The 23,195-nt window shown below is 40.8% G+C and carries 12 protein-coding genes and 1 tRNA gene; 7 read left to right on the top strand and 6 right to left on the bottom strand.

The window, feature by feature from the left end:
- The first annotated feature begins 62 nt into the window (after window positions 1–62).
- On the top strand, window positions 63–5,672 hold the full coding sequence (locus tag DUL71_RS08325; RefSeq protein ID WP_114937675.1) for an alpha-2-macroglobulin family protein: 5,610 nt from the start codon (window positions 63–65) through the stop codon (window positions 5,670–5,672).
- 76 nt (window positions 5,673–5,748) lie between these two features.
- Here the strand turns inward: DUL71_RS08325 and DUL71_RS08320 are convergent, their stop codons facing one another.
- The 4 genes from DUL71_RS08320 to DUL71_RS08305 form a co-directional block, all read right to left on the bottom strand.
- Window positions 5,749–6,288, bottom strand: a complete 540-nt coding sequence (locus tag DUL71_RS08320) for a hypothetical protein (protein ID WP_114937674.1) — start codon at window positions 6,286–6,288, stop codon at window positions 5,749–5,751.
- 89 nt (window positions 6,289–6,377) lie between these two features.
- Entirely contained in the window at window positions 6,378–7,058 is a 681-nt protein-coding gene (locus tag DUL71_RS08315) for a helix-turn-helix domain-containing protein (RefSeq protein ID WP_114937673.1), read from the bottom strand.
- Between the two features lie 92 nt (window positions 7,059–7,150).
- Window positions 7,151–8,593 (bottom strand): hypothetical protein, encoded by a 1,443-nt coding sequence (locus tag DUL71_RS08310; RefSeq protein WP_114937672.1) that lies wholly within the window; start codon window positions 8,591–8,593, stop codon window positions 7,151–7,153.
- Between the two features lie 45 nt (window positions 8,594–8,638).
- Window positions 8,639–11,425, bottom strand: coding sequence for a TonB-dependent receptor (locus DUL71_RS08305; RefSeq protein WP_114937671.1), 2,787 nt, complete (start codon window positions 11,423–11,425; stop codon window positions 8,639–8,641).
- Between the two features lie 200 nt (window positions 11,426–11,625).
- Between DUL71_RS08305 and DUL71_RS08300 the strand changes: the two genes are divergently transcribed.
- Window positions 11,626–11,958, top strand: coding sequence for an ArsR/SmtB family transcription factor (locus DUL71_RS08300; protein ID WP_114937670.1), 333 nt, complete (start codon window positions 11,626–11,628; stop codon window positions 11,956–11,958).
- A 14-nt stretch (window positions 11,959–11,972) separates the two neighbouring features.
- On the opposite strand, the gene DUL71_RS08295 is transcribed toward DUL71_RS08300, so the two are convergent.
- Window positions 11,973–13,139, bottom strand: a complete 1,167-nt coding sequence (locus DUL71_RS08295) for a hypothetical protein (RefSeq protein WP_244228722.1) — start codon at window positions 13,137–13,139, stop codon at window positions 11,973–11,975.
- Between the two features lie 671 nt (window positions 13,140–13,810).
- Here DUL71_RS08295 and DUL71_RS08290 point away from each other — a divergent pair.
- Together DUL71_RS08290 and DUL71_RS08285 are read left to right on the top strand one after the other, a co-directional pair.
- Window positions 13,811–14,146, top strand: a complete 336-nt coding sequence (locus tag DUL71_RS08290) for an ArsR/SmtB family transcription factor (protein WP_114937668.1) — start codon at window positions 13,811–13,813, stop codon at window positions 14,144–14,146.
- A 174-nt stretch (window positions 14,147–14,320) separates the two neighbouring features.
- Window positions 14,321–14,407: transfer RNA gene (locus DUL71_RS08285), tRNA-Ser, on the top strand.
- A 295-nt stretch (window positions 14,408–14,702) separates the two neighbouring features.
- On the opposite strand, the gene DUL71_RS08280 is transcribed toward DUL71_RS08285, so the two are convergent.
- A complete protein-coding gene (locus DUL71_RS08280; protein WP_208645536.1) occupies window positions 14,703–17,138 on the bottom strand; it encodes a glutaminase family protein in 2,436 nt (811 codons plus the stop codon).
- Between the two features lie 577 nt (window positions 17,139–17,715).
- On the opposite strand from DUL71_RS08280, the gene DUL71_RS08275 reads away from it, so the two are divergent.
- The 3 genes from DUL71_RS08275 (at window position 17,716) to DUL71_RS08265 (ending at window position 23,128) form a co-directional block, all read left to right on the top strand.
- Complete coding sequence (locus DUL71_RS08275; protein WP_114937666.1) at window positions 17,716–19,389, top strand: capsule assembly Wzi family protein; 1,674 nt, start codon at window positions 17,716–17,718, stop codon at window positions 19,387–19,389.
- Between the two features lie 163 nt (window positions 19,390–19,552).
- On the top strand, window positions 19,553–22,033 hold the full coding sequence (locus DUL71_RS08270; RefSeq protein ID WP_114937665.1) for an SLBB domain-containing protein: 2,481 nt from the start codon (window positions 19,553–19,555) through the stop codon (window positions 22,031–22,033).
- A 15-nt stretch (window positions 22,034–22,048) separates the two neighbouring features.
- The gene (locus DUL71_RS08265; protein WP_114937664.1) at window positions 22,049–23,128 is read left to right on the top strand and encodes a GumC domain-containing protein; all 1,080 of its coding nucleotides are present in this window, start codon (window positions 22,049–22,051) and stop codon (window positions 23,126–23,128) included.
- The last annotated feature ends 67 nt before the right edge of the window (window positions 23,129–23,195 follow it).

Here is a 23,195-nt window from a genome sequence, read left to right as displayed (position 1 = left end):
TGCTTTAAATTATTTATTGTCATAAATTTTATAATTTACCTGATAATAAATAAACCTATTTCATGGAAAACGGATACAGTCAATTCCGCAGACGCCGAACCTTAATCACTGTTATCACCACTGTTACCCTTGTTTTACTCATTGTATACCTGGTAGCCATTGGCCATAAAAAAACAGTTGTCGACCCTGCTTTCAGCAAATATATTGAGTCGTACACCACAGGTGTTGTGTCCAAACAAAGCCCAATACGCATCCGGTTAGCCAGTGATGTGCAGGTAACCCATCAGCAAAATGAGGAAATAACCGACGATCTTTTTAACTTCTCTCCATCTATAAAAGGAAAAGCCATCTGGACAGATGCGCGTACTATTGAATTCAGGCCTGATGAAAAGCTCGACCCAGGCAAAAACTATACTGCCGATTTTAAACTGAGCAAGTTAATTGACGTACCAGGCAGCTTTGAACACTTTAAATTTAGCTTCCAGGTCATTCAGCCCGATTTTACGGTATCATTCATTGGTATGCAAACGGCCAGCAGTACCTCAAACACCGAAATGAAACTGACCGGCGACATCCAGACAGCTGATGCTGAAGATCCATCTGCCGTTGATAAACTCCTGGTGCCCAATTATGATTCGCCGGTTAAAATAAACTGGGAGCATGATGCGGCTCATAAAAACCACCATTTTACCATAACCGGCTTAACCCGCGTTGCAGGAAAAGGTAGTCCGCTTGTTATTAACTGGGATGGCAGCAGCATTGGCATAGATAAAAAGGGCAGTCAGAATTTCGAGGTACCCGCCATCGGCGATTTCAAAGTTTTGAACATACGTGCGGTGCAGGACAATGACCAATATGTTGAAGTGCAATTTTCAGACAATATTTTGGTGGGGCAGGAACTAAACGGGTTGATCAGTATTAACAACATTTCCGATCCTGCCTATAGCATTGACGGCAGCCTCGTGAAAGTTTACGCCCCCGACCGCCTACAGGGCGATTACACGGTGACAGTAAACGAGGGTATCAAAAACACGCTTTTGAAAAGAATCACTAAAGGCTACACTGCTAACCTGTTTTTTGAAAACCGTTTACCGGCTGTCAGTATACCAGGTAAAGGTGTAATCCTGCCTGACTCCGGCCGCATCATGATGCCTTTTGAAGCTGTAAACCTGAACGCGGTGGATGTTACGATCATTAAGATTTACGAAAATAACATTCCCCAATACTTCCAAAGCAACGGCTTCGACGGTAGTGCAGAGTTAAGGCAGGTGGGTAAACCAATAATTCAAAAAACCATCCGTTTGGATACTGATAAAGGCCTTAACCTGAACAAGAAGAACCGCTTCATGCTCGATCTTGATCAGATGATCCGCACCGAGCCAGGCGCCATCTATCGGGTGGTTATCGGTTTCAGGCGATCATACTCCTTGTTCAATTGCAAGATCAACAGTGGCAAAGTTCAAAAAAACAATGGTGACGATGGCGAAGACGAAGGTTATTATGGCGGCGAATACAGTGACAATACGTCAAAAGTAAATGATGAGGATGACGATTTCTGGAAGCGGTATGATAATTACTATCCCGAAGGTTATAACTGGCAGGAACGTAATGATGCCTGTACAGATTCCTATTACAGCAAACAGCGCTGGGCTACCCGCAACGTCATAGCATCAAATATTGGCCTTATAGCCAAACGGGGCAATGACAACAGCATGTTGATAGCCGTTACCGATATCTTAACGGCAGAACCAATGAATAATGTAGAGCTGGAATTACTTGATTACCAAAAACAGGTGATTTACAAAGGTACTACTGACGGCGATGGCCTGGCTAAGTTCGACATGAAGCGTAAGCCTTATTTATTGGTGGCTAAGAAAGGTTCACAACGTGGTTATTTAAAGCTTGATGACGGCAGTTCACTTCCCCTATCGAGGTTTAACGTTGGTGGCGAAGAAGTACAGAACGGCCTTAAAGGATTTATTTATGGTGAGCGAGGTGTTTGGCGTCCGGGTGATTCCATTTATACATCTTTTATCCTGGAAGATAAATTAAAAACGCTACCTGCAGATCACCCGGTTGAATTTGAACTATACGACCCAAGTGACAAACTATACAGGCGTATTACTCAAACCAAAAGTTTAGATGGATTTTACAGCTTTCATACCGCGACTGAAACCTCGTCCCCTACCGGTAACTGGACAGCCAAGGTTAAAGTGGGCGGTGCTGTATTTGAGAAAAAGATAAAGGTTGAAACGATAATGCCGAACAGGCTTAAGCTTAGCCTCTCCTTCGGCGGCGCTTCGGAATTAACCAAAGGCAATAATGCCAATGGCAAGTTGAGTGCGCAGTGGCTTTTCGGCGGCGCGGCACAAAATTTAAAGGCTAAGGTAGATGCTTACTTATCGGCACAAAATACAAGCTTCAAAAAATATAAAGATTATGTTTTTGATGACCCTACACTTGCCTTTAATACACAGGTACAAACCGTTTTTGATGGCAAGTTAAGCGAAACAGGCACAGCCGATGTTGACGCCAACGTAAACGTAGAGAAACAGGCCCCTGGTCAGTTGCGTGCAAACTTCCTGGTTAAAGTATTTGAGCCGGGTGGTAACTTTAGCATAAACCAGGTAAGTATGCCTTATAACGTTTATCAAGGCTATGTGGGCGTTAAAACCCCTTCAGGAAGCGATCTGTCGGGTATGCTGGTTACTGATAAAGACCACATGGTAGATATTGCCGATGTGGATGTAAACGGCAACGCCCTTCCTGGAACCCGCGACGTACAGGTTGAATTGTATAAAGTGCAATGGCGCTGGTGGTGGGATCAAACCGGCAATGAAATGAGCAACTTTACCCAGGATAAGTATAATAAGCTCATCAAAACCGAAAGTGTGCGGTTAACCAATGGCTCGGGCCAATGGACTCTTCATATCAACAAAGCCGATTGGGGCCGGTACCTTATCAAAGTAAAAGATGAACAAACCGGGCATTCAACAGGCAAGATCATTTATGTTGACTGGCCAAACTGGTCGGAAAGGTTGCAATCCACCAATCCTACAGAAGCCGCAATGTTATCTTTCACTTCAGATAAACAAACGTATAAGGTTGGAGAAGAAGCTACATTGACTATTCCAACAGGTGAGGCCGGCCGCGCGCTGATCAGTTTTGAGAACGGCAGCAAGGTTTTAAAAACCACCTGGATAGATACAAAAAAAGGGCAAACCCGCTATTCATTCAAAGTTGACGAAACCATGGCGCCAAACGTTTTTGTAAACGTTACGCTGCTGCAAAAACATTCACAAACGGTTAATGACCTGCCTATCCGGATGTATGGTGCTATTCCTTTACAGATAGAAAACCCGGAGACCATACTTAGACCAGTTATCAGCATGCCTGATAAGATCAGACCGGAAACACAATCGGCCATTACCATTTCAGAAGCATCGGGCAAGGAAATGACCTACACCATTGCCATTGTTGACGAAGGGTTATTGGATATCACCAATTACAAAACCCCTGACCCACATGACACTTTTTATGCCCACGAAGCTTTGGGCGTAAAAACCTGGGACTTGTTTGACTATGTAATTGGCGCGTTTGGTGGCGGTTTAGAGCGGATCTTGAGCATCGGTGGTGACGGAAACCTGGGTAATAACAAAAATGTGTCTGTAAACCGCTTTAAGCCTGTTGTGAAATTTCTTGGCCCTTTCCACCTCAATGCCAGTGAAAAGCAAACACAGCGCTTTACATTGCCTCAGTATGTAGGCTCCGTTAAGGCCATGATAGTAGCAGGTCACAACGGCGCTTATGGTATTGCCGAAAAAGCCGTAGCGGTTAAAAAGCCGTTGATGATCCTGGCTACCTTGCCCCGTGTGCTTGGTCCGTCAGAAAGTATTCAACTGCCGGTTACCGTGTTCGCGATGGAAAACAATATCAAAACCGTAAGCCTGCAGGTACAGAGCAATGCTTTCAGTAATTTAGGCGGTAACAATCAAAAAACACTAACTTTTGATAAACCGGGCGACCAACTGGTAACCTTTGATTTAAATGTTAAAGATTTTGTTGGGGTTGGCAAAGTAAAAGTAATTGCCAAAAGTGGCTCAGAAACAGCGGTGTATGACGTTGATCTTAATGTCCGGAACCCTAACCCTCCTATTACAAGAATTATACAGAAAGAACTTGCGCCTGGTGAGGCTTGGAATACCGACTATCAACCGATTGGCATCAACGGAACCAATAAAGCTACACTTGAGGTGGCTTATATCCCGCCATTAAACCTTTCAAAACGTTTGGATTACCTGATAGAATACCCGCATGGTTGTGTTGAACAAACCACCTCATCAGCATTCCCTCAATTGTATCTGAACCAATTGCTTGACCTTTCACCTAAACAACGCGCCGAAACCGACCGAAATATTAAGGCCACCATCGACAGGATTAATGGCTTCCAGGTACAAGGCGGTGGCTTAAGTTACTGGCCGGACGGTGGCGAAGCTAATGAATGGGGTACTAACTATGCCGGACATTTTATGTTAGCCGCTCAAGCCAAAGGATATAGCATGCCTATAGGTTTTATTGACCGCTGGAAAAAATACCAGAGGGAAAAAGCCCTGACCTGGGCGCCACGGAAGCAGCCATATTATTATGAAGATGATCTGACGCAAGCTTATCGTTTATACCTGCTTGCCTTTGCCCGTTCGCCGGAAATGGGTGCTATGAACCGTTTACGTGAATTTGCCTTGTTGAGCGATGCCGCCGCATGGAGACTTGCCGCTGCCTATAAACTTGCAGGGCAACCCGAAGTTGGTTTAAAGATGATAGCCAAACTATCAACCACCGTTAAGCCATACGACAGCCTGTTTGGCACCTATGGCTCCGATTTACGAGATGAGGCAATGATATTGGAAACCCTTACCCTGCTGGATCAAAAACAAAAAGCTGCAGGGTTAGTGCACACCGTAGCGGCCCGACTATCGCAGGATGATTGGTACAGCACACAAACTACAGCCTACTCGCTAATTGCGCTTGCACAGTTTTACGGGCAAAATAAACCAGCTGGCAAGCTTGAATTTAACTATGTTAATGGCAATGCTAAAGCTTCTGTAAGTACAACTTCTTATCTGTGGCAAGGTATTTTAGCGGCTAATGGTGGTAAAGTTTATCTTAAAAATAACAGCAACAACAAACTGTACATCAGGTTGATACAAAGAGGTCAGCCATCATCAGGACAGGACAGCCAATCAATTATCAATCCTGATGTTTTACAGATGCGTGTTGGCTATTTCTCGCTTAAAGGGAAACCGATAGACCCATTTTCCTTAAAACAGGGAACCGATTTTGTAGCTCAGGTAAATATCAAAAATCCGGGCAAACGAGGTAGGTACGATAATCTGGCGCTTACCCAGATCTTCCCTTCGGGATGGGAAATATTAAACACACGCCTGCTTGGCGATGAAGCTTTTAAATCCTCCCCGTCAGATTACCGTGATATCCGCGATGACAGGGTGAATACTTATTTCAGCTTATATGAAGGCCAGGAATCAACCTATTATGTTATGCTGAATGCGGCTTATACCGGTAAGTACTATCTGCCGGCTGTTTATTGCGAGGCAATGTATAACAACCAGATCAGCAGTTTATTAAAAGGCCAATGGGTTGAGGTTGTAAAGTAATCCCCCAAAAAAGCCTCACAAAGTTTTGGAAACTTCGTAAGGCTTTAAGAATTTACTACAGGATAATGACAAACTCTTAATCAATCACAAAATTAGGGTCAAAATATTGTTTGACAAAAACTGTGTCTTTTAATTGTGGGATCCCATCAGCCTGTAAAAAGATTTTTGCTTCTACCAACCATTTTGTTTGATCAGCCCGGTTATTTGGAGTGGTATTGATACCTTTAACGTAGCCATCTACAGGTTTAAACGGCGCCTCATACATAAGGCATGCCGGACATGACCGATTAAACTGGATCTTGCCACCAATTATATCCGTTTTAGTTAGTGAAAAGCTTTGGCCCTGCATAGGGGCTTTGATGTATAAAGTAGTCGTAATACCTGATGTACGCTGGCTACTCCAAAATACGCGAAATACACCTGGTTTAAGGGTGGTGTACCCTTCAAAATCAGCTTGTTCGGTGAATAAAAAACTACAGTTAGATCCTTCGCCACAGGTCGTTAAGTTTTTACCATCTATGGCAGGCTGATTTTTTTCGCTCTTTTGTTTACTACAGGAATAAAACAACGAAGTACTACTAAGCAGTAATAATGGCAAGATAAGTTTTGATTTCATGCTTAAGGTTAATTTGTATAAACCTTTACGTTTCTCCTAAGCATTATGCTACAAAAAAGCGCGTTAAATTTATGTTAACAAGCTATCTGTCAGACAGCCGCAAACAAATAATTCATTTTAGCCAGCGCGCTTTCAAGTACGATACCGCTAAAGCCGCTTTCTTCTACCAGGTTCACTATTCTGAAACTGTAATACTCTTTACTAAGTGTATCTATATCTGTTTTGAGTGCACGTGACAATAAAGGCAATTTTTCGGCACCGGGACTTTTCTTTCCGCATTCAATACGGCTAAGCTCCGAGCGGTCTATTCCGACAAGCTGCCCTAATTCCTCCTGCGACATCTTGAGCGAGCGCCTGTATCTTTTTATTAGCTCACCAAAACTTGCGGTGTAAGACGTATTTGTAGCAGGCTCCTTTTTTTCCTGCATGGTTTCAGGCAATTCTGCCACAACCGGCAAATCGATAACCGAACTTAAACTGCCGAAAAGCGATACAAACCTGCCCGCAACTCGGTTAAACAAGGCGATGTCAACACTGTAGATGGTGTTAAGCTTAGATCCGTTGATTTTTACCAACCCGAGTGTTTTAAGTTCGGTTATATGTTTTAGGATATTCTCCATCTCAAATGGTACATCACAGATATCCTTTTTGCTTATAGCATTATTGTTTTCAATGATTTTTCTAACAATATAAACCCGCACAGGCAAAGCCAGCAAACGGGCAAACCAGGCAAGTTCGCTATCAGTTTCGGTATATTTAGGAGACGGCATGATATATTCTTAGGCAGAAAATTTCAGGATATAACAATAATAAAAAAAGGCTCCCCAATTACCGGGGAACCTTTTTTTGGGGATGTGCTAAATTATTTTTTTACAGCGCCCGCTGTAGTATATGGCATTGTTTGTGGATCAAAGTTAGCCCAGCCAGCAGTCCAATCTGTTGAACCGAAAGCACCTTTATAGTCAACTTTATCAAAGAATGTATCATTCAATTTAGCATCAGTAAATGCAGCACCAGAAGCAGCGATTGAACCTGTTTTAACAGTAAAATCAGGAGTACCGGCGTTAGCAAAATCAGATGAAAACTTGAATGGTGAGTTAATAACCGCGTCTGCATAGATAGCAGCATTAAACACGTTCTCAGCCCTAAGTTTGGTTTCAAATAAGGCTTTGTTTTCACCTTTAACTTCGTTACCCTTTTTATTGCTACCTAAAACCAGGTTATTTTTGAATACTAAACGACCTGCAGTATAGTTAGTTGAAGTTGAGTTAGGAGTAGTAACCTTTGAATCGTCGATATAGATACCTTCTGCGTAACCAGAAAAAATTGAGTTAAAGCAGCTCAAAGCAGAGTTACGACGGATCTGAGCACCGTGCTGATAGTTTGCGTTAACGTTAGTTTCATCAGATTTTGTGTATGGGCCTAACAAAGTCATGTTTGAGAATACTACAGAAGTCTGTGGTGTTTTGTCAGAACCTGAACCATCGTTATCACTTTCAAAGCTGTTTGAACCAGAAATATCTGCAATGGTTTTAAAGCGCTGGCTTAAACCGAACTGAATTTTACCGGCAAAACCGAAGTCAGTATCAAAATCGTCGTCTAAGCTACCCATAGCAATAAGGTGCTTACAATTTACTGTACCACCAAACCACTCAAAAGCGTCGTCACCTGAACGGTAAACCTGAACGTAATCAATTGTAGTACCTTTACCTACACCGCCGAAAGTGATACCGTTAATTTCGTTATCTGGTGAAAACGGAATACCGGCGTACTCAACACGTACATATTTAAGCGTACCTGAGTTGTCATTTACGTCGGTACCACCGTATTGGATGTATTTAGCAGCGTTACCTTTAGCATCTAAACCACCTTCGATGCCTACGTTGTCGCCCTGGTTAACCGGAGCTTTACCTAAAAGGATCAAACCACCCCAATCACCGTTTGAACGGGCACCTGCTTCAAATGCAGAAGTAAATACAATTGGTTTATCAGTAGTACCAACGGCCATGATTTTTGAACCGCGGGTGATAGTTAAAGTACCTTTGCTTGCTTTGTCACCTTTTATCAGGGTACCTGGTTCGATAGTCAAAGTAGCGCCGTCAGTTACATAAACGAAGCCCTTAATTAAATAGATTTTGTCAGCTTTCCAGGTAGTGTTGGCTGCGATGTCGCCGGTTACAGTAACAACATTATTGTCTGAACCGCCGCCGGTTGGTGGGTTTGGATCGATCACAGCATCTTTTTTACCGCAGGCCGCGATAAAAAGGCCGACAACAAGTGTTAAAAATAATCCCTGTTTTTTCATAATTTTTGCTTTTTTGGAATCAGTTGTTTTTTTTATGTTCTTTTCTTAAAATGTGTAGTTAAATGACAGAGCATAGTTTGCGCCTGGCAAGTAGCTTTTGAAGGTATAGCCTGTTCCGGATGGAATGTATGGCTTACCATCAAGCTCGTATATGAAATTGTATTTCTGATTCAGTACATCACTTGCACTGAATTTAACTTCGCCTTTGCTTTTCAGTACTTTGTAACCGATCTGGAAATCAAGCACATTACGTGGTTGTTCGTAAACGCTTGAAAACCTTTCGCCACCGGCGTAAAAAATGCGTTTGCCCAACCTGTTATACAGTACATTGATAGATAACTTATTATCAAGCTCGTTGTGCTGTAAGCCCGCGTTGATAACATAAGGCGACTGCCCTACCAGCGGACGGCTTTTTTCCAGACGTACGATACCATCATTGGGGTTAGTTACCTTTGAGCGGTTAAGCGAGAAGTTGGCGTAAGCTGTTGTGTTTTTAAAGAAGTTGCCACCGTTAATGAAATCAAGTGTTTTACGCGCCTCTAATTCAAAACCATATACGTAAGCCGATTTTGAGTTAAAATAGCTGATTGTGGTTGACGAGTTAGAGTCTTCTATTTTAGGCTCAATAGCATTCTGGAATTTTTTGTAGAAAACAGATACCGAAAAGATCTGACCGGCCGCAGGATAAAACTCATATCTTAAATCGGCATTATCAATCAATGTACGTTTCAGGTTTGGCTCCCCTTGCAAAGTGGCCAGCAATTCGTAATCGTAAAATGCAAATGGCGCTAACTCTCTAAATTCTGGCCTTGCAAGTGTACGATAGTATGATGCCCTGAAATTAGCCCTCTGTGTTAAAGCATATGTAAAGTTTACAGAAGGAAGGAAATCGGTGTTATTTAATTGTGCACGCGGCTGCTGCATATCCGTTTCTTCGGTATGCAGTTTAAGGTCAAACTTTTCTACCCTTAAGCCATAAACTACACGTATCTTCTCGCTGAACTTGCTGTCGAGCATGGCGTAACCTGCATTAGTCCAGCTGTTGGCATCGTACCTGTCGGTAGGGTTTGAAATTTCATCAAGCGAGTACAAACCGTTATTGATCAGGTTAGGGCCAAATATGGTTTGAATTGGCCGCTGAAGGATAGTGTTAATATCGTATTGAGTATTACTTGTATTGATAACCAGGCCAAGGAAACGCGCGTTAAAATCGCGTTTGCGGTATTGCGAGTAAACTCCCAGCTTCAATGTGCTTTGCTTAAACAGATCAACAGGAACAGAATAATCTACCTTCCCAGAATAAATATTTTCGTTCAGATGAGAAAATACACGGGCATTTTGTTTAGCTAAACCAGTAACCTGCGCGTAAAACGGTTCGCCGGCAGCACCTTGCCTATAGTTGGTTTTGCGTTGATCCGGCTGATCGTTGATGATATTGCTAAAGCCCAGGTTCCATTTAATTTTTGAGTTTTTAGCACCTAAGCCATGTTCGCCCTCAAGTGTACTTTTTAGTAATGATTTTTCTAACAAATCGTTAGCGTAAAAACGGGAGTCATAGCTGCCATCGCTGGTGTTTGAGCCTGTGCGGTAGGTGAACTGATCATCAAACGTACGGTTGTACAGGTTTTTAAACGTGATTTTGTTTTTACCAAAGCTGTAAGCGAAGTTGGCCAACGCACCTATATTAGTTGAAAATTTGTATTGGGCGCTGTGATAATCATAGTTATCAAACTGCTGTATCAAATCAGGAACTGTAGTTTGTGAGTTACGGTAAGTTAACGAAACTGTTGTACCAAGCCTATTTTTGTTAGCCCCAAGTTCCTGCACATTACCTACTGTTAACTGATAGTTTTGTGTAGGCAAGGCGTTACTTCTGTAAATGCTGAAATCGTTATTAAGACTGTTGATTGATTGGATAGTTTGGGTTTGGCTAAGCTGGCGATTAACGATCTGGTTTGTTGTAGGGAAATTGCTAACCAGTTTGCGTGTACCGTTATCAAAACCAAAGTAATCGCTGGCATTACGGTATCCGTTCTTGAAATCTTTAAAGGTACTTTGAGAGTTATAACCTACGCCAACATTGAGACTTACAAAGTTTTGATCAGGTATATCTTTGGTTTGGATTTGAACGCTGCCACCCGCAAAATCGCCCTGAAGATCAGGAGTTGCGGTTTTGCTGATCACAATATTTTCGACAAGGTTTGACGGAACAATATCAAATGAAAATGCCTTACGGTTAGGCTCGGTACTTGGTAGCGGAGCTCCATCAAGCGACGCACTGTTATACCTGTCGCTCAAGCCCCTTACAATTACAAATTTATTATCCTGGATAGTAGTACCGCTTACCCTTTTTAACACGTCGCTGGTATTGCGGTCGGGCGCGCGGCGAATAAGCTCTGAAGAGATACCGTCAGAAATAGAAGCGCTATTTTTTTGAGTGGCATATAATGAAGCAACTGAAGCCTGACGGTAAGTTGATTTAACCACAACTTCCTTAAGTGCTGTTGTCGCTCCTGAAGCCATCGCTATGTCAAGCGTAGTAACCTGGCCGGCTTTAACCTCAACATCCGAAATTGATTTAGTTTGATAGCCTATATATTTAATAACTAAGGTGTATTTACCCGGCTTTACATCGGTAAGCACGTAACGGCCATCTACGTTGGCAGCGGCGCCTTTAGTTGTGCCATCAATACCCACAGTAGCACCAATAAGCGTTTCACTGGTTTTTTGATCGATGATCTTGCCAATGATCTTGCCATTACCTTGCGCAGATACTTTCAGTGTAAAGAAAAATACGGATAAGATTAGCAGGAGTAAAGATTTTGACTTCATAAATTTTTAATAACGGGTCAAAAGTATCCCCGTTAAATTAAATTCATGTTAACTCAAAATTATCAAATCGAATATCTTGAATATTAAATTAAATTTAAGAAGATCGATTTTATCCAATATCATGAAGATTAAATGAAGTGCTACAGGTTCCATTATTCATTTTTAAATATGGGTTATATATTTGTAACTCACATTTAAACATGGCTAATCATAAAAAGGCTGAGTTTGCAGCAACAGATCAGGATATATCAATGGTAGCGAAGGCACTATCACACCCTGCAAGGATTGCTATCATGCGTATTTTAGCACAAAATAAGCATTTTACCTGCGGCGAAATAGTTGAGATACTTCCATTGGCACAACCTACTGTATCTCACCACTTAAAGGAATTAATGGATGCGCGGTTGATCACTGTTGCCATTGACGGTAAGAAATCATTGTACGATGTTAACTGGCCAACCTGGAACCGTTATACTGCCCAATTTGAAAATATGTTAAGCGCCATTAATAACGCGGAACAAAAGGTTGGATAGGCTACCTCCAGTTCTTATGGGTTATATTCGTATACAATTTTATAAGGCACCTGCTTTAAAGATGCTGATACCTGCCCTATCTTGAGATCATGTAATTGTGGCGTAGGCTCGCAAAATGAGTATGCTTTTCCTTTATAAAGTAAGGGCTTCCCTACCGGTTTATCAAACTGAACTGCCATAGTGATGTGAGTTGGGTATAAAACCGCTATCATAGGCAAATTGTATATTTCTTTCACCAAATAAAAGAATAAGCCCGCCCGATCATCGCAATCACTATATTGGGCAAACAGTGTTTCTTCGGGACTTAACCGTTTTTCCCGGCCGAAGTTCAGTTCATCGTTTTCATACAAAAAAGCATAGCGTGTAAAACGCATCAGGTAGTCAACCCCTTTTTTTATATCCATCCGGCTCACATTTTGTCTAAGTAAGGGGATCAGCGAGCCATAGGTTTCTTTACTTAAAGGAATATTGAAATAGGATTCAAAATCAACAACAGGGTAATTCCTGAAAATAGAGTCAACCAGCGGGTTGAGCTTAATTTTAAAGTAGTATGCCTTATGCTGATAAGTAAACTGCAGATTTTTTTCGATGTAATCTGCCGGTGTAAAATCAGGCATCCGTGTAACCTTGTATGAAAACGGATTTATAGCCCCGGGAACATCGATTTCAACGGGAGTAGCAGCCTGTCTTGTAAGATCGGTACCCGGATAGTCATGAATATTAAGGCACATGTACTTTTTATTATTAACTGTATATGAAGGTATATCAGATATATCCTCATTGTTGTAAACGTAAAAAATGATCTTTTTGCCAGCCACCGCCAATCGCGCATCATAACCAGATTTAACCATCAGGAACCATTTATATAAGGTATAGTTGTTGTAGTTTTTTTCTTTGGGGAATATCTGCTGTGCAGTTTTACGCACAAGTTGGTAATAAAGCCAGTCGTTGAGTTGATGCTCCTCCTTGTAACTTTGCAGCGCCATGAGTAATGGGTGGTACTTACGGGCATCAACGGCATCGTAAAAGCCCTTTATATTCTGTTCTGACAACATGGAGCCGGTAGCAGCCACAGTCTGTGTATCAACTTCGGCATTAAAAGTGCCGCCATAAAAGGCAAAACAAATCCTTCTGTTGCTTTGCGCGTGCAGACTAACTGTATTCAAAAGCAACAAACACATGAATAATATTTTAACGCATCTGGTCATCAATCAAAGACCCGGTTCATAATCTTTATACAAGTTACGAATTAAACCCCGAATCAGTTAACGTTATTTTAATCATTAAGGAACACATCCATAACATTGCAATCCTATTTTTGATATTTGAAAAGCCGGTTCATGAGGTCAATATCATTAGGAAAAAGAATACTGTGTTTATTTATAGCAATAGGATACTTCTTTTTTTCGTGCTTATATGTTACACGTTGCCCTAAAGTTGCCGGTCATACTAAAACCGGGCAACACTTTACTGCCGGCAATCAGATAAAGCAAAATACCCCTATTATTTCAAGCGCAACTAACGGTAAATCGATCCCTGTTCTGTTTCTATCACGCCCGCGTGTCATCTTTGGTAAAAACTTAGTCGCTTTAAGTAACCAATTCAAGCTAATACGCGTTTGTGAATTATGTCCGTTCAGGTGCCTGACAAAAATTGACGATCCGAACAGGTTCCGGGCTCATAAAATCTTTTATACAGCCAATATCCTTTCTATTATCCATACCTGGAAAATTTGATTTATTAGGTTTCCTCTCCTGCTGATACCTGTTACAATGTTTCCTTAATTATTTATTATCTGCATTCGGTGCGGCTAACACACTGCATAATGCAATTAAAAACGTATGGATAAGTTATGCCTTATTTCGATCTGAAATTTTCAACTACCGACAATGAACTGGCTAATTTTGCTAAAGCTCTTGCTTTGCCTGTGAGAATTGCCATTGTGCGTATTATTATGACTAATGGCAATTCTGTAGGCAAAGAAAGCTTATACAGTATTCCTTTTAACCACGAAACGATAACCAAGCACCTATCCGAATTAAGACGGCTGGGGATCATAAAAGCCTACGGTTTACGTAGCTCGCTTAGATACAGTCTCGATGAGCAATTATTTCAGCAAATGGCCGAAGGTTTTGCCATGCTATTTGATAGCATGCGAACGTTTGAACCCGATCTGCAGAATTGCTAATGATAAAAAACGGGCTGTTTTTAGCTGTTTTTCGCAGCGAAAATGATTTTTTGTAAAAAAAATTAAATTCTAATAATCTGATAAACAGACTGTGTGTTGTAACATTGGCTTAACTTGGGCTTAAAGTACCTTTTCGGATTTGGCAATTCGGTTCAGATTTGTACTTTTGTCGCCGGAGAGTTGGCAGAGTGGTCGATTGCGGCAGTCTTGAAAACTGTTGAACTGTGAAAGGTTCCTGGGGTTCGAATCCCTAACTCTCCGCTTAAAACGAACAAAGTTATTTCAAAACGCCTCAAATTATAGGATTTGAGGCGTTTCCTGTTTACAGGCAATCAGAACGGCAGGATATTGCCGATATTGAGAACCAGAAATACAACAGCTATCTTAAGGCAATCGCAGGGATATGCGATATAAAGAAAGAACTCACCTATTCGCGTAAACAATGGCGCTTGAGTAATGCGGTTAGATAACAGGTTTCTTTTAATTGAATAAGGTTAAAACAAATCCTGCCCGTATTAAGACAACGGACAGGGCGCATATAAATGCATGAAGTAAATTATTCTGCTTTTAATTTATCGGCCAGCATTTTCATATAAAAACCACCAACCACACTCCGTGCTTTAAAGTTCTCCCTTATGCCGGTTTTTGAATCGTAAAAATCATTTAGCGGCACGCGCGACGGGGTTTCCAGCGCATGAACGTAAAGTGGATGTATAAGCGTTTCAAACTGATCTTTTTGAGGCGCAAACGTCGCAGTCCAGGTTATCCAGTCGTTTTTTGTATATGTTTTACGGCTATCCAGCGGGATACCAAATTTATTGCCTTTGGTAAGATAATATTGGGTTTCGGTATCATATACCTTTTGCGGAAACAGGTGCAAACCTAATACCTTATCCCAAATCAGGTTATACTTTTGGCTCCAGGTATCTTTACTATCAAAGGTAAGCGCGTAATGATCGCCGGCATCAGCCATCTTTATCCACTCGGGCACCATGCTTTCCGCTATAGTGCGATACTTTTTGGCGGTTTCAGCTTCGCCTAATGTTTGAGCCATTTGAGCGTAACAAGCTATCGCTACTATAGCTTTTACCGATAAGTTGGCATTGCGGGCCAGGTGGCCGGCAAAGTCATCTGTGCACAATTGCGTTTTAGGATCTAATCCTTCCTTAGCCAGGTAATCAACCCAGGTTGTTAAAGTTTTCCAGTGCTTTTTTGCATAATTGGCATTGCCATCGGCTTTAGCTATGGCGGCGCAAAGTATAATCACGTTGCCCGATTCCTCAATTGGCATAGGCTCACCGTAGGTTTGTCCGTTAGCTTTTGGATAAGTGCCCAGGTCATGCGCGGCCCATGGATGCGGATATTTACCGGTTTCGCTAAAGTGGAAAATACCATTCAGCATACCTTGTACCAGTTCGGGGTTGTAGATCAAGTAAAGCGGTGCCGAGGGATAGGTTACATCAACCGTGTTTATAAAGCCGCCGCTGTTGTTTTCTTTTGATAACCATAAAGTTTCGCCCGCCGGACTTTTAACCAGCGCATGGGCTGCTATGCTTTGACGATAGGCTAATACGCATATATATGCATATTCTTTGCCGCCCGAACGTAAAGCATCTGCATAAACCTGTTTATCAAAAGCTACGCATTTTTTCATAACAGACTGATATTCGCTAAAGGCATCTGTCAGTTCGCCTTCTATGGTAGCTTTACCCGAGTTATTCCACCAGGGCCTCAGATCAGTATTGAAATATTGCACTGAAAAACGTTCGTCGTAACCTAATTCAATAAAACGCTCAACAGCAGTTTTACCAACCTTGCCGAAAGGAACTACTGTATTTAACGAAAGTGAACGCCCCTTGGGTGCTGTTGACAAAATAGTGCCCTTTGCAAATGCGTTAGCTGCTTCAGTACCTTTTGTAATAAACTGAACTGCTCCCGTTGCTTTTGGTGCAGCTACGTAAAAGTAACCCCAGTCAATCCGCATATCATCGCCGCCTTTTTGCAAAACTGGTTGCTCAACCGTACCGGTTTTTAATACGGAGAGTTTTGCGGTGCCATATTTTTGCGCGGTAACAACCTGCGTAGGTTGATAAACGGCTATATCTGATGACGCACCCAGGAAAATTTTTACCGCATGATTTTTACCATCATTTGCATTCACCTTATAAGTAATGTACGATACCGGGCGCGATAACAGTTTCATATCGTTCAGCAGCAATGGTGACGTGAAAGTTAGCTGCAGGTCGATCTTACCGGCAGTAAAATTGTAAACAGTCTGTGTGGCGTTTACATCAACATTTTTTTGATCGGCCAGTAGTATTGATCCGGTGCTGTTTTTCAATTTATCTACCAGCCCGAAATCCAAAAAACGACCACCAGCCGAGTTGGCCAGATGAATAGCGATCACGTTGCCCCCTGCCTTTAAAAGCTTTTTGCTGATAGGGAAGTATTGAAAACTACTTGTCCACCCGGTTTTTTCATAAACCTTGCTGCCATTAAGAAACACCTCCACATTGTCATCGTGGTTTAGTTTCAGGAAAAGCTCGTTAATGTCTGCAACAGCGCTTAAGTTAAACGTACGCCTTACCCAGATGTCGTCCGATTTCCATAACGTTTTTACATTTTTTTCGTCATCACCAATCGGGGCCGGACCAGATTTCCAGCCTGCTGTACTGTACTTTAGGGATGTCCAGTCACCCAAAGGTTTGTTTTCGGTATAATTAACACTGTACGATGCCTCGTCTGATGCGCTTAATAAGGTTTTGTAGTTGGTTTGCTCTTTTCCTAAAAAACGGTAAATCTTACCATCTACATTGATGAGTCCCAGCAGCGATTGTTCGGCACCTGTCCAATGCGTGGTAGTAGAGGAGTTCAACTTATCTGTGTTAGACCAGATGCTGAAATAAGTATTATGCGTGATAAGCGGATAAGCAGGAGCTTTTCTGTCCTGCGCGTGCGCTATGCCGGTAATACAGATACCGGCCAGTAGCATCAACAATTTAAATCGGTTAGATGAATTCATGAAAAATATATAATTGATGTTTTATTCAGACGGTAAAAGTAAGGAAAAGCTCTACCCAGATATCTTCGTATCGTGTCAAAATCCCTGCATATCGTCTCAATTTAGCATATTTTCGTTATTAGGATGGCTCATCATCACAAATGGCATGTTTACTACGGGATGTATTAGTTTAAAATGTAACTTTAGGATCTTGATAAAAAGAGATAGTCACAAAATCAGAAATATCGTTATCAACCATACTTCTACATCCTAAATCTTATAACTACAAGGAGACGTCTAACACTTCCATCAAAAATTTAATTCAAGGCAATTGTAATGTTTTGATAAAGCAGGTCGTATAAGTAACCAAATTGTAGTTTTTTTATTAAACTTTAAAAAACGTTTTAGAATTTTAAAAAAAAGCCGATAATTGTTAATAGAAATATCAATCAATAGCAAAATATTGATTTAAGATGGTAAATGTACACCTAAGCTTTAATCAATATAACTGATAGATGTTTTTATATTACCATTGGTTAATTTATTATTTCCTAAACCTTTCTTTTAGATGAACCCTAATATAACTATCCGATCCTTTTATACTGTTTTTGTACTGTGCTTTTTCGTTTCATTAAAAGGTTATAGCCAAACAATACCCGTTGGAAGCTACTCAGAGGAACTGCTACGCAGGCAGCAGGTGGCCGGAGATAGCAATAATCATTCATCTTTTGTTATAAGGCCTGTTGCTGCAACTATGGCTAATTCAAACCTCCAATCATTAATTGCAAGTCCGGAGTACTTAAAATTCAATTTTATGGGTATGCCGTCAGGTTTGCGTATCCTTCCATTCAATTGGCTAAATGAATATAATGTAAATCGCCCTTACGGCTATAACAATTCATCACTATATCCTAATGCAGGCTACCAAAGTATGCTTAGCGGCGGTTTTTTATTAAAAGCCGGTATATTGACCGTGCAGGTAAAGCCTGAGTTTGTTTATGCGCAGAACAAAAATTTTTCAACCTTTGCCGATGTACAGGCCAATAATAACTCCACTGCGCTTCTGGGTGCATACTTTGGAACCATAAATGGCATTGATGCCCCCGAACGATTTGGCACGTCATCTTTAAAGCACCTTTATCCTGGGCAATCAAAAATCACATTATCATACAAAAGTGTGGAAGCCGGAGTATCTACAGAAAATTTGTGGTGGGGCCCAAGTATAAGAAATTCTATTACAATGAGTAATTCGGCTCCCGGCTTTTTTCACTGGACATTCAACTCTACAAAACCAGTCAAAACAGCTATAGGTTCATTTGAGTGGCAAATCATTGGGGGGAACCTAAAACAATCTGGCTTTGCACCTGATGATGTCAGTAAGCTTAAATACGGAAACAATTCATACGTGCCTAAACCTAAGGTTACCCGATATATTTCGGCATACAGTGTAAACTGGCAACCCAAATGGTTAAAAGGCCTATACCTTGGCGCCTCTGCTTATGATTATCTTGATAAAGATTCTGTTTATCATAACAAAAGCCTTATTCGTAAAGTAATCCCGGTTATCATCGGATCTTCAGCAAAAGCTAATAATGCGTACAACGGACAAAATGGCGATCAGCAGGATTTTGCATACACATTTAATATCAGGCAGCTTCTACCACTATACAAAGCCGAACTTTACTTTGAATGGGGTCGCAATGACCGTAGTGGAAGCCTTTCTGATTTAATAGAGGAACCCGAGCATTCAGCAGCATATACCTTTGGCGGACGCAAGTTGTTTGAGCTTAGTCGCGGAGGGTTTATACAGATTAAATCAGAAATAACGCAGCTTCAAAGGGCTCCAACTTATTTACTTCGTGATGAGCCATCATGGTATGTTCACGTTCAAAGCCCTAAAGATGGTTATACCAACTATGGCAGGTATGTAGGTGCAGGCATTGGTCCGGGAGGCAACAGCTTTATTTTTGATATAAGCTACCTTAAAAATTACAATTCTTACGGTTTAATGCTGGAAAGACAGCTTCATAACAATGATCTGTATTACCAGGCCTTTGCCGGTACCAATTCCTATAACTTACATTGGGTGGATATTGCCGGTACATTTTATACCAATCTGAAATTTAGGAACTACCTGATCTCTGCCGAGGCTACCCCTGTTTACACGCTCAATTATGAATACAAAAACGGCTCAACATTCAATTTGCATGCAAGAATTAATTTTACCTATTTTTTTAATTGATGGACAATTTTTGAGCTCATTTTAAGTTTATTGACCGAGACCTTACTTATATTACAAATTAAAAAAAATCGCCTTCTGCCCTTAAAATGGGAAATTGTTTACTTTTGCAGAAAATAATATCACTTATTGGAGTGTTATTTTTATACTCTGATAACCTTTACGTATGAATAGATTTCGTTTTTTCATATTATTAATTGCTTTGCTTAGCTTCGGAGCGGTTACTAATATCACAGCCCAAACCAGTTTACAAAACATTTCTTCTATCAACATTGATGACCTATCAGACCAGCAGGTAATTCAGTTGCTGCAGCAGGCTCAAAAAGCCGGCTTAACTGATGCTGAGTTAATTCAACAGGCTCAAAGCCGAGGAATGTCGGCAACTCAGGTTCAAAAATTAGAGATCCGGATAAAAAAATTAAGAACTAAAAGCAACGAATCATCCAATAACAAATCTGATACAACGCTCACTCAACAGGGACGGCAGCTTAACTATAAACCCGATACTGATACTGTTTTTACCAATAAAGATTTATTTGAAAGTTTAAGACCTAAAATTTTCGGGGCCGATATTTTCAAAAACAAAAACAGCTCATTTGAACCCAATCTTAAGTTGGCTACTCCGCTAAATTATATTGTTGGGCCTAACGATCAGCTTAATATAAATGTTTACGGCAGTTCATTAGTAAACTGGAAACTTGATGTATCACCGGAAGGGAATATAAACATTCCTGGGGTTGGTATTTTGAATGTGGGCAGCAAAACCATTGAACAAGCTACTACTTTGATAAAAAGTAAGCTTGCCGCAAATAACTACGCCATTGGCCGCGGAACAAGCGTACAGGTTACACTTGGCAATATTCGTAGTATCCAGGTTATCATTATTGGTCAGGTAGCAAAACCAGGGACTTATACCCTACCCTCGCTGGCTACTGTTTTTAATGCTTTATATACAGCAGGTGGCCCTAATGACAATGGAAGTTTAAGGCAGATAGAAATTATCAGAAATAACCGCATTATCCGGCATTTAGACGTTTACGACTTTTTAGTAAAAGGCGATCAGAAAAATAATATCACCCTGCAGGATCAGGATATTGTACGTGTGCCAACGTACCGTACCAGGGTACAACTTGTAGGTGAAATTAAAATACCTGCGTTATTTGAGGTATTGCCGGGAGAAAGCCTCGACAACGTTATCACTTATGCAGGCGGCTTTACCGATAGCGCCTACACTGCAAGGATCAAAGTATCCCAGGTAAGCGATCAGCAACGCAAAATAACCGATGTGTTGGAAGCCGATTATAAAAACTATATCCCTTTACGAGGCGATAAATATACGATTGAGCCTATTATATATAGATTTGAGAACCGTGTAGTTATAAAGGGTGCTGTATTCAGGCCAGGTGATTATGAGTTGCAAAGCGGCTTAACCTTGCTGCAATTAATTGAAAAAGCAGCAGGATTGAAGGAAGACGCCTTTACCGAACGCGGTACAATTACCCGTTTAAAGGCGGACAACAGTACCGAAATAATAGGTTTTAATGTTAAGGATGTTATTAACAAGACCACCAATATCCCGCTGCAGCGCGAAGACATCATTAATATCTCGTCTATATTTGACTTAAGGGATAAGTATACTGTTACAATTAATGGCAACGTAAGGAAGCCGGGGAAATTTGCCTTTTCGGAAAACATGAAGGTAGAAGATCTGATTTTAAAAGCAGGTGGGTTTGCAGAAGGTGCAAGTACGAACCGTATTGAAGTGGCCCGGAGGGTAACAGATGCCGATCCATCATCTAAAAACGGTTCAGTATCTCAGGTTTTTAGTGTTAATATTGATGGCAATCTGAAACCTGCAGATGTCAACTTTGTGCTAACTCCTTTTGATATAGTTTCGGTTTATAGTTTGCCCGGATATGAAAAACAAAAAACGGTAAAGGTTGAAGGCGAAGTTTTGTACCCTGGTTCATATACTATCAAAAGCAAGAACGAAAAAATTTCTGATCTGATTGCCAGAGCAGGCGGTCTTACCGCTTCGGCCGATGCAGCCGGCGGTTCATTAAAACGCGACAATTTTGCAATATTAGGTATCGATAAAAATAAAACGGATACCGCATCTATCAATGCCGAACGCTCGGCACGGATTAATAGGTTGAAAAAATCATATAAAGACTCCACCAATACATCTATAGATACCACACAATTAAGAAATAACTATGTAGGTATAGAACTGGATAAAATCCTAAAATCTCCGGGCTCAAAAACTGATTTGCTTTTGGAAAATGGTGATGTTATTAGGGTGCCTAAGCAACAGCAGGTTGTACGTGTTAACGGACAGGTACTTTATCCAAGTGCTGTCGTATTCGATAAGTCAAAATCATTTAATGATTTTGTTTCAAATGCAGGTGGCTACGGGCCCGACGCCTTAAGACGCGGCGCTTATGTGGTTTATCCAAACGGAACCGTAAAAGGTACACGTAAATTCCTGTTCTTCAACAACCATCCTTCGGTTAAGCCGGGCAGTGAAATATATGTTCCTAAAAAATCAGAAAGTAAGGGAAATACAGCCCAAACTATCTTAGGATTTACAACCGGGCTTGCTTCGTTAGGAGCTATTATTTTGGGGATTTTAAGTTTGAATAAATAGATTATTGTGCAAGATATGATTCAAGATTCATCAAACGCAAATCCTAATTCTAAAAATGAGATTTCAATAAGAGAACTAATTACCAAAATACAACTTGGGCTAAAGTACCTTATTCGAAATTGGAAAATTATAATTGCTATAGGAGTTTTCGGCGGAATAATTGGTGCATGTTATGCTTTTTTGAAAAAATCTCAATATGTAGCATCCTGTAATTTCGTTTTAGAAGACTCAAAAGGCGGCGTTATGGGGCAATACGCAGGGTTAGCATCATTGGCGGGAATAAATTTGGGCGGCAGCAGTAACGAAGGCATATTTGAGGGGGATAACATATTTGCCCTTTATCAGTCACGTTTAATGATTGAGAAAACTTTGTTGGCTAAAGCTAATTTTAACGGTAAGGATCAGCTCATGATTGACAGGTATATCGACTTTAAGGATTTGAGAAAATCCATGCAAAAAGATGATAAGTTGAAAAACCTAAGCTTCAGCGGAGATCCGGATCATTTTAACAGGCAACAGGATAGCATTATCAAAAATATAGTGATAGACATCAACAAAAATTCACTAACGGTAAGCAAACCCGATAAAAAGTTAAATATCATTGAAGTAGATACAAAATTTGAAGATGAAGCTTTTGCTATGGAGTTCAACAACAAGTTAGTTGAAACAGTTAACGATTTTTATATAAAAACAAAAACAAAAAAAACTGCACACAATGTTTTCATTTTACAAAAGCAAGTTGATAGTGTTAAGTCGGTTCTTAATAATTCAATAGGTGCTGTAGCTTCAGCGTTAGACGCCGCGCCCAACGCTAATCCATCATTGTTAACACTAAGGGTTCCTTCGCAAAAAAAGCAGATTGATGTACAGGCCAATACAGGTATCTACAGCGAGATGGTGAAAAACCTGGAATTAGGAAAAATCACTTTGAGGCAGGAGACTCCACTTATACAAGTGATAGACAAACCGGCCTTTCCTCTTGATAAAGTATTCCTTGGAAAGAAAAAGGGTTTTATGATAGGCTTTTTTATTGGGGCGATTTTAACAACCGTATTTTTTATATCCAAAAAGCTTTATCATAACATATTGAATTAAGTTACTTATTACTGTTTTTTTATTAATTCTTGATCCTGCGTTAAGCGCAGACTTAATTTAAAACCTA

The sequence above is a fragment of the Mucilaginibacter endophyticus genome, assembly GCF_003351025.1.
Taxonomy (GTDB): Bacteria; Bacteroidota; Bacteroidia; order Sphingobacteriales; family Sphingobacteriaceae; genus Mucilaginibacter; species Mucilaginibacter endophyticus.
The sequence above is the reverse complement of the archived record's forward strand: the minus strand, read 5'-3'. Positions and strand labels throughout refer to the sequence as shown.

Bases quoted from the DNA above. Each gene is read 5' to 3' on its own strand.
- DUL71_RS08320 (WP_114937674.1), bottom strand. From the start codon at position 6,288: ATGAAATCAAAACTTATCTTGCCATTATTACTGCTTAGTAGTACTTCG.
- DUL71_RS08325 (WP_114937675.1), top strand. From the start codon at position 63: ATGGAAAACGGATACAGTCAATTCCGCAGACGCCGAACCTTAATCACT.
- DUL71_RS08290 (WP_114937668.1), top strand. From the start codon at position 13,811: ATGCCTTATTTCGATCTGAAATTTTCAACTACCGACAATGAACTGGCT.
- DUL71_RS08265 (WP_114937664.1), top strand. From the start codon at position 22,049: ATGATTCAAGATTCATCAAACGCAAATCCTAATTCTAAAAATGAGATT.
- DUL71_RS08275 (WP_114937666.1), top strand. From the start codon at position 17,716: ATGAACCCTAATATAACTATCCGATCCTTTTATACTGTTTTTGTACTG.
- DUL71_RS08315 (WP_114937673.1), bottom strand. From the start codon at position 7,058: ATGCCGTCTCCTAAATATACCGAAACTGATAGCGAACTTGCCTGGTTT.
- DUL71_RS08270 (WP_114937665.1), top strand. From the start codon at position 19,553: ATGAATAGATTTCGTTTTTTCATATTATTAATTGCTTTGCTTAGCTTC.
- DUL71_RS08305 (WP_114937671.1), bottom strand. From the start codon at position 11,425: ATGAAGTCAAAATCTTTACTCCTGCTAATCTTATCCGTATTTTTCTTT.
- DUL71_RS08300 (WP_114937670.1), top strand. From the start codon at position 11,626: ATGGCTAATCATAAAAAGGCTGAGTTTGCAGCAACAGATCAGGATATA.
- DUL71_RS08295 (WP_244228722.1), bottom strand. From the start codon at position 13,139: ATGTGTTTGTTGCTTTTGAATACAGTTAGTCTGCACGCGCAAAGCAAC.
- DUL71_RS08310 (WP_114937672.1), bottom strand. From the start codon at position 8,593: ATGAAAAAACAGGGATTATTTTTAACACTTGTTGTCGGCCTTTTTATC.
- DUL71_RS08280 (WP_208645536.1), bottom strand. From the start codon at position 17,138: ATGCTACTGGCCGGTATCTGTATTACCGGCATAGCGCACGCGCAGGAC.